The organism is Kitasatospora sp. NPDC088134 (assembly GCF_044741705.1).
In the GTDB taxonomy this organism is placed as follows: domain Bacteria; phylum Actinomycetota; class Actinomycetes; order Streptomycetales; family Streptomycetaceae; genus Kitasatospora.
On sequence record NZ_JBIUTD010000006.1, the window covers coordinates 203884 to 213935 of the forward strand.

Annotated in this window: 9 protein-coding genes; 3 read left to right on the forward strand and 6 right to left on the reverse strand. The window is 74.7% G+C overall.

Annotated elements, in window-relative coordinates; genetic code table 11:
* Positions 1 to 26: 26 nt before the first annotated feature.
* The 3 genes from ACIOHG_RS12700 to ACIOHG_RS12710 form a co-directional block, all read right to left on the reverse strand.
* The gene (locus ACIOHG_RS12700) at positions 27 to 899 is read right to left on the reverse strand and encodes a CoxG family protein (RefSeq protein WP_400948924.1); all 873 of its coding nucleotides are present in this window, start codon (positions 897 to 899) and stop codon (positions 27 to 29) included.
* Between the two features lie 196 nt (positions 900 to 1095).
* The gene (locus tag ACIOHG_RS12705; protein WP_400948926.1) at positions 1096 to 2784 is read right to left on the reverse strand and encodes a spermidine synthase; all 1689 of its coding nucleotides are present in this window, start codon (positions 2782 to 2784) and stop codon (positions 1096 to 1098) included.
* A gap of 79 nt (positions 2785 to 2863) precedes the next feature.
* Positions 2864 to 3475: a DUF2617 family protein gene (locus tag ACIOHG_RS12710; RefSeq protein WP_400948929.1), complete on the reverse strand. Its 612-nt coding sequence runs from the start codon at positions 3473 to 3475 to the stop codon at positions 2864 to 2866.
* A 792-nt stretch (positions 3476 to 4267) separates the two neighbouring features.
* Between ACIOHG_RS12710 and ACIOHG_RS12715 the strand changes: the two genes are divergently transcribed.
* The 3 genes from ACIOHG_RS12715 to ACIOHG_RS12725 all read left to right on the forward strand — a co-directional run bounded on the left by ACIOHG_RS12715 (position 4268) and on the right by ACIOHG_RS12725 (position 6404).
* On the forward strand, positions 4268 to 5260 hold the full coding sequence (locus tag ACIOHG_RS12715) for a hypothetical protein (RefSeq protein ID WP_400948931.1): 993 nt from the start codon (positions 4268 to 4270) through the stop codon (positions 5258 to 5260).
* Positions 5257 to 5622: a hypothetical protein gene (locus tag ACIOHG_RS12720; protein WP_363592248.1), complete on the forward strand. Its 366-nt coding sequence runs from the start codon at positions 5257 to 5259 to the stop codon at positions 5620 to 5622. Before ACIOHG_RS12715 ends, ACIOHG_RS12720 begins: the two co-directional genes overlap by 4 nt.
* Positions 5623 to 5696: 74 nt before the next feature.
* Positions 5697 to 6404 (forward strand): hypothetical protein, encoded by a 708-nt coding sequence (locus tag ACIOHG_RS12725; RefSeq protein WP_363592250.1) that lies wholly within the window; start codon positions 5697 to 5699, stop codon positions 6402 to 6404.
* 123 nt (positions 6405 to 6527) lie between these two features.
* On the opposite strand, the gene ACIOHG_RS12730 is transcribed toward ACIOHG_RS12725, so the two are convergent.
* From ACIOHG_RS12730 to ACIOHG_RS12740, 3 genes are all read right to left on the reverse strand, one after another.
* Positions 6528 to 7697, reverse strand: a complete 1170-nt coding sequence (locus tag ACIOHG_RS12730) for a pyridoxal phosphate-dependent aminotransferase (RefSeq protein ID WP_400948935.1) — start codon at positions 7695 to 7697, stop codon at positions 6528 to 6530.
* A 75-nt stretch (positions 7698 to 7772) separates the two neighbouring features.
* The gene (locus ACIOHG_RS12735) at positions 7773 to 9095 is read right to left on the reverse strand and encodes a DUF4419 domain-containing protein (protein ID WP_400948936.1); all 1323 of its coding nucleotides are present in this window, start codon (positions 9093 to 9095) and stop codon (positions 7773 to 7775) included.
* A 105-nt stretch (positions 9096 to 9200) separates the two neighbouring features.
* Positions 9201 to 9764: a YbjN domain-containing protein gene (locus tag ACIOHG_RS12740; RefSeq protein WP_400948938.1), complete on the reverse strand. Its 564-nt coding sequence runs from the start codon at positions 9762 to 9764 to the stop codon at positions 9201 to 9203.
* Positions 9765 to 10052 lie beyond the last annotated feature (288 nt).

Genomic DNA, 10052 nt, shown 5'->3' on the forward strand with positions numbered 1-10052 from the left:
AGCGAGTTTATAGGCCGCCCGACGGCTCAGCGCCGCCGCAGGGCCCGGACCAGCACCACCGCGCCGCCGAGCAGCGCCACCCCGCCGCCGATCATCCACGGCAGCGCGCTGCGCTCGCCGCCCGCGCCGGGCAGCAGGGCCGGCTCGGCGCCGCCCCAGCGGGAGGCCGCCCGGGCCCGCGCGCTGTGGGCCGGCGGGGCCGGCGCGTACCGGCCCTGCGGCGGGGCGTGGTCGACCTCCTCCGCCGAGCGGCCGACGATGCTGCGCCGCACCGGCACGGTCTCCGGCCCGAACGGCGACTCCGGGTGCGGCGCGGTCGGCACCGGCTCGGGCAGCTCGTCCTCGCTGAACGAGATCAGGTCGGACAGGTCGTCGTCCAGGTCCTGGCCCTGGGCCCGGTCGTCCAGGAACACCACGGTCGCGCCCTCGGCGGCACCGTCCTCGTCCTCGTCGCCGTCCTCCGGGTCGGACAGCTCGGCGACCAGGGCGGCCACCGCCCGGTCGATCAGCCGGCGGCCGGTCGACTCCAGCACCGCGTCCTCGAAGCCCGCGAGCCGGCCGGCGGCGGTCAGGCCGGTGCTGAAGCGCACCGCGGTCTCGCCGGGCCGCTCCTCCAGGGTGATCCGGAGCTCGGCGGTGACCGGGGCCGCGCCGCGGATCTCCTCGCCGCTCAGCCGCACGCCGAGCTCGCCCTCGTGCCAGCCGTCCACCGAGAGCCGGCCGGCGAAGGTGATCGTGGAGCCGGCCACCCGGAGCCTGAGCCGGCTGTCCGCGGCCGCGGGGGCGGAGGTGGACGCGACCGAGCTCAGCCCCGGTACGCAGCGCGCGACCAGCTCGCGGTCCACCAGCGCCTCCCTGACCACCTCGGCGGGCACCGGGACGACAACCTCATGCTCCATACCGGCGAGCCTACCGACCGCCCGCCGCCGTGCCGAGCCCTCCACGCGAAGCCGGGCCGACCATTGCGCGAACGGGCGTACGAGGGACGGGGATTCGGCGGCGGGACGGGATTCCGAGGACGGGCCGGGCGAGCAGCGGCAGCGGGCCGTGCCAGGCGTTCGGCGGCGGGACGGGATTCGGTGGGGGCCGGGGAAGTCAGGGCCCGAGCAGGGTGTGCGGGCCCGGGAGCGGGTCGGGCCGGGTGGCGGTGAGGCGGACGGCGGTGGCGCGCAGGGCGGGGACGGTGAGCGAGCGCGGGGCGGGGGCGTCGGGGGCCAGGCCGAGCGAGGGGGGTCGGCGGGCGGCCAGCAGGAAGGCCTCGGCGGGGGAGGCCGGGCGGCCGCAGCTCTCGGCCGGGCCACCGTCCGGGACGCCGCCCTGGTAGGGGACGGTGTCCAGGCCGACGGCGGCCAGGCCGGCCGCGGCGGTCCACAGGCCGCCCTGTGGGGTGCCGCCGCGGACCGCGAGCCGGCCCTCCGGGGCGAGCCGCCGGGCGGCCAGGCCGTAGAACTCCGCGGAGCGGTACCGGCCGCCGGACGCCTCCCCGTCCAGGTCGGAGACGATCACGTCGAACTGCCCGGTGGAGCCGCGCAGCCAGCCCATCGGCTCGGCCGTCACCAGCCGCACCCGGGAGTCGTCCCAGGCGTGCTCGGTGAGCGCGGCGTACGCGGCGTCCCGGCGAGCCAGCGCGGGGATCGCCGGGTCGCGCTCGACCACCAGCACGCTGCGCACCGAGGGGTGGCGCAGCACCTCGCGCAGGGCCAGGCCGTCGCCGCCGAGCACCAGCACCCGGCCGCTCGGCCCGGCGGCCAGCGCGGGGTGCACCAGCGCCTCGTGCTCGCGGTACTCGTCGGAGCCGCAGACCGCGAGTCGGCCGTCGAGGAAGAGTTCGAGCGACGGCGGGGTGCGCTGGACCGGGACCCGGGGGGTGTCCGGCCCGTCGCCGGTGAGGACGATCTCCTGGTAGCGGCTCTGCGCGGCGAACCGGATCGGCCCGCCGTACAGGGCGTGCCGGGCGGCGCGTTCGATCGCGCCGGTGCAGGCGGCGGCCAGCGCCAGCAGGGCCAGCACCAGGCCGCAGCCCGTCCACAGCAGCAGCCGGGTGCGCGGGGTGGGCTCCGAGCGGAACAGCCAGAGCACCACCACGGCGCCGGCCACCGCGTTGACCGCGCCGGTGACCAGCGCCCCGGTGGCCTGGCCGAGGGCGGGCAGCAGGACGAACGGGAAGGCCAGGCCGCCGATCAGCGCGCCCACGTAGTCGGCGGCGAACAGGTCGGCGACGGCGCGCCCGGCGTGTTCCCGGCGGATGCGCTGGATCAGGGTCATCAGCAGCGGGATCTCCGCGCCGATCAGCAGGCCGATCAGCACGGTGGTGCCGATCAGCATCACCGCGGTGGCCTGCGGCCGGTGCAGCCAGGACCAGCCGCAGTACAGGGCGAGCGCGGAGAGGCCGCCGGCCAGCGACAGCGCGTACTCGACCAGGGCGAAGGAGGTGGCGGGGCGGCGGGTCAGGCCCTTGGCGAGCAGCGAGCCGACGCCCATGGCGAAGACCATCACCGACAGCACCACGGAGGTCTGGGTGACCGAGTCGCCCAGCAGGTAGCCCCCCAGGGCGACCAGCTCCAGCTCGTACACCAGGCCGCAGGCCGCGCAGACGAACGCGGCCAGCAGCACCAGCAGCCGGGCCGGGCGGGCGGGGAGGGCCGGCGGTACGGCGCCGCCGACCCGGACCGCTCCGCCGGGGCCCGCTGCGCGGGGGGCGGCGGGCCGGGAATCGGCCGCGGGCGGGGGTGCGGTGGCGTCCGGACCCGGCTGCGCGGGCCGTCCGACCGGGTGGTTGATCATGAATGAACGCTAGGCGAGAGCCCGGGGGAATGGCTGCACCCATCCGAGGGACAGGCAGGGGCCCCCGGTTGACGCCCGCTCACCACCCGACCTGCGGTCCGTCCGGGCCGCCGGCGTGGGCGGGAGCGCGGTCGCCGATGCCCGCCGAGGCCCCGACGGGGGTGCGCAGCGAGAGCGAGGAGCGGGTGCAGACCAGCCGTCCCTCCTGGGGGTAGGCGTGCCAGGTGCGCCAGTGCACCCGGCTCTCCTCGCAGTGCGCGACCAGGGCGGTGAACGCGCTCGGGTCGCCGGGGAAGATACCGGCCAGTGCGCGCGGGTGCCCCTCGACCAGGGCCAGTAGCTCCTGGGCGCGGGCCGCGAAGACGTGCGGCGGCAGCTCCTCGATCCGGGCGGCGAACTCGTACTCCCAGCCGGCCACCTGTTCGGCGACCCGGGCGGGCAGCGGGGTGCGGCGGCCGGGCAGGCAGGCCACCGTCTCCAGGCAGTCGCCGGGGCCGGCCGCCAGGATCACCTGGTGCGAGGCCCCGAGCAGGCGCAGCTGGAGGGTGCCGCGGACGCCGTCGGACCGGTCGGGTCCGTCGTCCAGTCTGAGGTCGCGGACGGCCAGCGCGGGCAGCGGTTCGCCGCCCAGCTGCCAGGCCAGGTCGCCGGCGCGGGTGTCCGTGTAGGAGGTCTGCAAGGTGGTGAGCATGCTCGGCTCCGCGTTTCAGCTCCGTGCGCGCCCCCTGCGGTCGGAGTCCGCGCCTCGGGCGTGAGGCTGTTCGAGACTGTCCGATCCGGGGCGCGGCCGACCGTGGAAGGAAGGATTCCGGCTGGAGATTCAGCAGCAGAGAAGCACGAATTCTCCGGGTCCGTCAGGGATTTACCCATCTTTGGCGTGCATTCACCGTTATGAGGTGTGTGTCCGACTGGGTGTGATCGGTCCCGAGTTGCACTCTGTTCGCCGAGCTCCCGCGCGCCGGTTCCGCGCGCCGTGCGCGCCGGTAGTGCACCCCGCGCGCCCCGCGCCCACCCGTCCCCGCCCGCCCTGTCGTCCGCCCGGAAACGCCGGGGCCGGCCGATCGTCCTGGACGGTGGGCATCACGGGGGTGCCCGTCTCCGGGGGAGGGGGGCGACGTGTCGCTCGAACTGCCGTCCGAACTGGTCTGGATCATGGACCTGATGGGGCTGAACCGGCCGGACGTGGACGAGGACGAGCTGCGCGAGTGGGCCCAGCACGTCCGCGAGTTCGGCCGGGGTATGAAGGAGTCGCACGACGACACCGACGTCCTGCTGAAGAACCTCGGCGGGGCCTTCGAGGGCGCCTCCTACGAGGCGCTGCTGTCCCGCTGGGGCCAGGCCTCCGGCTCGCACATGACCGTCCTGATCAACGGCTGCGAGGTGCTCGCCACCGCACTGGAGGTGGCCGCCGAGGGCGTGCTGGTCGCCAAGGGCGTGGTGATCGCCCAACTCGTCGCGATGGCAGCTGAGATGGCGGCGCCCGGTGAGCGGCGGATTCCGGATCGACCCGGAGGCCCTGGGCAAGGCCGCCGAGCAGGCGCACGCCCACGCCGACCGGGTGGAGCAGCACGGCCGCAACCTGGACGCCCGCACCCGGGGCAAACTGCTCGGGAAGGGCCGGCTCGGGCAGATCGTGCAGCGGGCGGTGCGCCCGGTGCTCGACTCCATGATCAAGGACATGAGCAAGGCGATGGCGGGCGGCCACCGCTCGATCGGGCACGGCCTGCAGAGCACCAGGAAGAACCTGGACGCCGCCGAGGAGTCGATCCGCACCTCCTTCCGGCACCGGGCCAAGGACCGGGACGGCCTGGAGATCAACCGCGGCGACTCCGTCCTCGGCGGCGAGAAGGGCCTGCGCGACCAGTACCGCCGCCGGGTCGCCACCCGGATCGACGGCCTGCGCAACCAGGGCCACGGGCCGCAGCGGCACCTCGACCCCACCGACGACATGCTGAAGGCTCGGCTGGGCACGCCGACCCCGCCGCACATGGCCAACGGCCAGCCGGCCTACCACCGGATGCCAGGCGGCTACATCCAGACCCAGAACAAGATCGACCCCGCGCACGGCCCGAACCCGCAGGAGCGCCTACAGGGCGACGCGCTCTACCGGGACGCCGAGAAGCCGGACCGCCGGCACAAGTGCGACTCCTTCTCGACCGCCTTCAAGGAGGGCGAGGACGAGTCGTTCATGTACGCCGACCTGCACGCGCGGAGCAGGCTCGACCCGGACGACCCCGGTCCGCAGAAGATCGTGTTCTCCCCGGAGGACGCCTGGGGCCCGGGCAACGGGCACCACCGGCGCTTCCGCGGCTTCTACGTCGACCCGGCGAACCCGGTCGACCAGCACGGCAACGTCAACTACAAACCGGTGGACTTCCGGGACGCGAAGATAGAGGCGTACTACGAACGCGACGGCAAGGGCGGGCACCGGCTGGTGACCATGTTCCCGCAACCGCAGAGGGTGAGGAACCGGTGACTTTCCTGCGATCGAGCATTCCGCACTTCGCCGCGGACCCGGCGGTCCGGGCGTTCTTCGAGACCTCGCTCGGCTACGAGTCCATCGAGGACGCCCCCGCCCGGCGGGCCAGCACGAGGAAGGCCGACCTGCCGTTCTCGCGGCACCTCAGGGAGGCGTTCGAGTACCTGCTCCGGGAGCGTCCGTGCGACGTCTACGAGTGGAGCAGCCTGACCGGCGTCGCGTACGAGGACGAGGCGCACCTGTACGGCTACCTGCAGGGCCTCTTCGACTACCTCTACGAGGGCGCGGCCGAACCGCCGCAGGCGCCCGACGCGGAGGCGCCGATGCCGGCCTGGGTCGACGAGCGCTGGGGCCGCTGAGCGTCCGGCCGTCACGTCGGTACGGTGGCCCGCAGCCCCGGTCCTGATCACCCCTGGAAGGAAACAGCCACGCCATGCCGCTCCGCGACGAACTCCCGCCCCGCAGCGGGCCCTGGGCCAGCCGCTTCGACTCCGAGGACGCCCTGTACCGGGCCGAGGACGCGCTGCGGACGGCGGCGCTGAAGAACCACGACCTGTCGCCGATCCTGCCGTTCGAGGAGGTCTACGGGCCGTTCCTGGAGTGCGCGGGCAAGGCGACCGCGATCGCGATCGACCCGCGGGAGCCGTACACGGCGGACGGGGAGGTCAACTACGTCTACGCGGACTTCCTGACCCTCGGGCTGTTGTACGGCGTCTACCGGCCCGCCGAGGGGGTCGGGCCGGCCGGCCCGGTGGAGGAGGACGACCTGTGGAACACCACGGTCTACCCGTACCCGGGGGGCCGCGTGGACCCGACCAGGGTCGACCTGGCCGAGCTGGGGCTGGACGTGCCGGGGGTGGACCGCCGCTTCGTGCACTTCTGCGCCGGGGCGCTGGGCGTCGAGGCGGTCGACGACCTCGCCGAACTGCGCGCCACCTTCGACGGGGCCTGGCCGGACTACCGGGAGGTGATCCGGGCCGGCCTGCTGCGCCTGGTCCGCGACCGTCCGCTGACGGTGGCGCAGTGGTACGCGCTGACGTACGTCCCGTTCCCCGACGAGCGGGAGCTGACCGCCTACCTTGGGCAGGTCTACGCGTACCTCTTCGACGGCTTCGACGCGATGCCGGTGGCCCCGGTGTGATCCGGCGGCGGGGTGCCGCCGAGGAGGAGCCCCACGGGTTCCCGCTCGGCGTGTACGGCCACTTCTCCGGGGAGCGGCCGGATCCCCCGGCGGCCCCCGACCCGGACCGGCCCCGGGGCCGGGTCAGCCCGCGTGCAGGGTGTGCAGCCGGGTGACGGCCTCCTCGATCACGGAGATCCTCTTGCAGAAGGCGAACCGCACGAGGCTCCGGCCGGCCTCGGCGTCGTCGTAGAAGACGGCGTTGGGGATGGCGACCACGCCGCAGCGCTCGGGCAGGGCGCGGCAGAACTCCAAGCCGTCCTCCTCGCCGAGCGGGGTGATGTCGGTGGTGATGAAGTACGTGCCCTGCGGCTCGTGCACCCCGAAGCCGGCCGCGCCGAGGCCGGCGGCGAGCAGGTCGCGCTTGCGGTGCAGGTCGGCGCGGAAGTCGGCGTAGTAGGAGTCGGGCAGGCGCAGCGCCTCGGCGACGGCGTACTGGAACGGGCCCGCGCTGACGTAGGTCAGGTACTGCTTGGCGGTGCGGACCGCCGAGACCAGGGCCGCGCTCGCGGTGACCCAGCCGACCTTCCAGCCGGTGAAGGAGAAGGTCTTGCCGGCGGAGGAGATCGAGACGGTGCGCTCGCGCATGCCGGGGAGGGCGGCGAGCGGGTGGTGGGCGCCGGCGAAGACCAGGTGTTCGTAGACCTCGTCGGTGATGACCAGCAGATCGTGTTCGACGGCGAGTTCGGCGATGGCGGCGAGTTCCTCGGGGGTGAGGACGGTGCCGGTCGGGTTGTGCGGAGTGTTGACCAGCAGCAGCCGGGTGCGCGGCGTGATCAGGGCGCGCAGCTCGTCCAGGTCGGGGCGGAAGTTGGGCTGACGCAGCGTCAGCGGGACGCGCTTGGCGCCGGCCAGCGCGATGCAGGCGGCGTACGAGTCGTAGAACGGCTCGAAGGCGATCACCTCGTCGCCGGGCTCCAGCAGCGCCAGCAGCGCGGCGGCGAGCGCCTCGGTGGCGCCGGCGGTGACCAGCACCTCGGTGTCGGGGTCGTAGGCCAACCCGTAGAAACGGGACTGGTGTTCGGCGATGGCCTGCCGCAGCTCGGGGATGCCGGGGCCGGGCGGGTACTGGTTGCCGCGGCCCTCCAGCACGGCGCGGGCGGCGGCCTCGGCGATCTCGCGCGGCCCGTCGGTGTCCGGGAACCCCTGCCCGAGGTTGATCGACCCGGTGGCCACCGCCAGCGCCGACATCTCCGCGAAGATCGTCGTGCCCATGCCTGCCAGGCTGCGGTTCAGCAGCGGCCTCGTACTCATCGTGGCTCCTCAGCGGTGTCGGGTGGGGCCATCATCCAAGGACCCGGCGCCGCCCGCCAAGACCCGCCGGGGCGCTCAGCGCCGGGGGATCGGGCGGAGCGCGTCGGCCAGGTCGGTGCCGACGGAGCGGACCGCGCGGAACTCCGGGTCGACGAACACCGCCGGGTACCAGCGGCCGCCCGCCTCCAGGACGGCGTAGCCCTCGTCGGCGTCGCCGAGCGCGGCCATGTCGCCGAAGACGAAGGCGCGGCCCGGCGGCAGCGGGTCCCCCTCGGCGGAGACGGCGGTCACCGCGCCCGGCGGGTGCAGGACGGCGTCGGTGCGGCCGGTGAAGGCGTTGGCGTCGGCGGCGGTCCACTCCCCGTCGGCGGGCAGGGGGGTGAGTTCGAGGACGGCCAGGCCGAGCCGGGGGCGGACCCAGTCGCCGTCCCGTTCGATGCCCAGCACGCCGCCGACGAACGCCATCCGGCGGTCCGCCTCCGGGGTCTGCCACGCGAAGGGGACGACCGAGAGGTGGCCGGGGAACAGCTCGTCGGCGATCCGGTCGCCGAGGACCGGCTCGGTGGCCTCGGTGCCGTAGCGGTGCGCGAAGAAGGCGGTGATCCAGCCGGTCACCTCGGAGCCGCCGGAGTACGACTTCCACTTGTAGATCGACCGCCAGAACTCCTCGTCGACCGGCCCGCCCGCGGCGGTCGCGGCGATCTCGGCCAGCACCGGCCGCAGTCCGTCCAGCCACCCGCGCAGGCCGTCGAAGCGCCCGACCAGGGCTTCGGTCCGGTCGGCCAGCAGCCGCCAGTCCGCGGCGGTGCCCTCCAGCCGGATGCGCGGGATGCCGCAGAGCGAGATCCAGGAGAACTCGTAGAAGGGGCTGACGGTGTCCATCAGGGCGACCAGCGAGACGGCGGCCTCCACCGGCCCGGTGGTGGAGAAGGCGGGGCGGAACAGGTCCGCGGTGTCCGCGCCCAGCTCCGCCCGGAGCAGCGGTTCGACCAGCGGCAGCGAGCGCTGCCAGTCGCCGTCGGCGAGCAGCAGGTCGTCCCGCACGGTGAGGGTCCGCTTCTCGCCCGGGGTGCGGGTGAACATCGCGGCGCAGGCGTCGGCGTTCAGCCGGACGTGGGTGGCGACCTCGTGCACCACGGTGTACCAGAGCAGGTCCGGTCCGAGGCTGAGCGGCAGGTGCGAGCAGAAGCACCGGTGCAGCGCCCGCAGCAGCAGGCTGGCCCCGGAGGGGGACTCGTCCGGACGGCCGAGCAGCCGGCCGGTGGAGCGGTGGTGGAGCGTGTACTCCTCACCCAGGGCGGCCCGCAGGAAGGCGTCGTTGCCCACGTCGGTGAGCCACCCGTCCTGTTCGGCCCGGTCGAGGCTCTCGGCCGGTGCCAGGTCGATCTTCACGGTCATGCTGCTTCCCCCGGTACGTCGTGCGTGCCCCGATCGTAGGGGTGGGACGCGGAACGGGCCCGCCACTTTCCGGTGGCGGGCCCGTTCGGGGTGCGGGGGAGGGGCTCAGGCCTCGTCGGCCGGGCCCTCCTCGGCGGCGGCGTCGCCCTCGGCGCCCTCGCCCTCGCCCTCGCCCTCGCCGAGGCGCTCGACCATCCACTGCTCGAAGCCGACCGCGGCCTGGGTCCAGTTGGCGGTGGTGCCGACGAAGTACTCCAGGTTCACGCCGCTGCCGACGATCATCTGGGACTCGCCGATCAGGCGGACCACGCCGTCGTCGTGGGTGTGGGTGTAGACCTTCGGCCAGAGGGTCTCGCGGTTCCACTCGTCGATCAGCGCGAGCACCTCGGGCTTGCGCTCCAGCGGGAACGGGCGGTCGTAGAAGGCGCGGACCGCGAACAGCTCCTTCTGGTCGCCGCGGAACATGTAGTAGACGCGGAAGTTCTCCCAGGGGGCGGTGAGGTCGCCCTCCTCGTCCACCACGTGCTTGAGCTGCATCTGGTCGAGCAGCTGGGCGACCAGGCTCTGGTCCGGGACGATCACCGGCGGCGGCCCGGCCGGAGCGCCGCCGGGCTGGCCGCCGCCCTGCGGCAGGCCGAAGGACGGGATGGACGACGGGTCGATGCTCACGGGGGTGTCCCTTTCACGGTGCGCAAGGTCGGCTGCCGGTGGGGGGCCGCCTTTCCAGGGCACCATCCTGCCTCATTCGGGGCCCGTGGCACAGGGTGCACTCCGGTGCGCGACCGCCTCCCCGGGACGGGTGGGGCCCGGGGCGTCGGCGCAGGTGGCGCGGGGCGGGGGGGGCCCCCGCCCCGGGCGCCCCCCCCCCCCGGGGCCCGGCCCCCCCCCCCGGGGGGGGCCCCCCCCCCCCCCGGGCCCCCCCCGGGCCCCGCCCCCCCCCCCCCGGCGCCCGCCCCC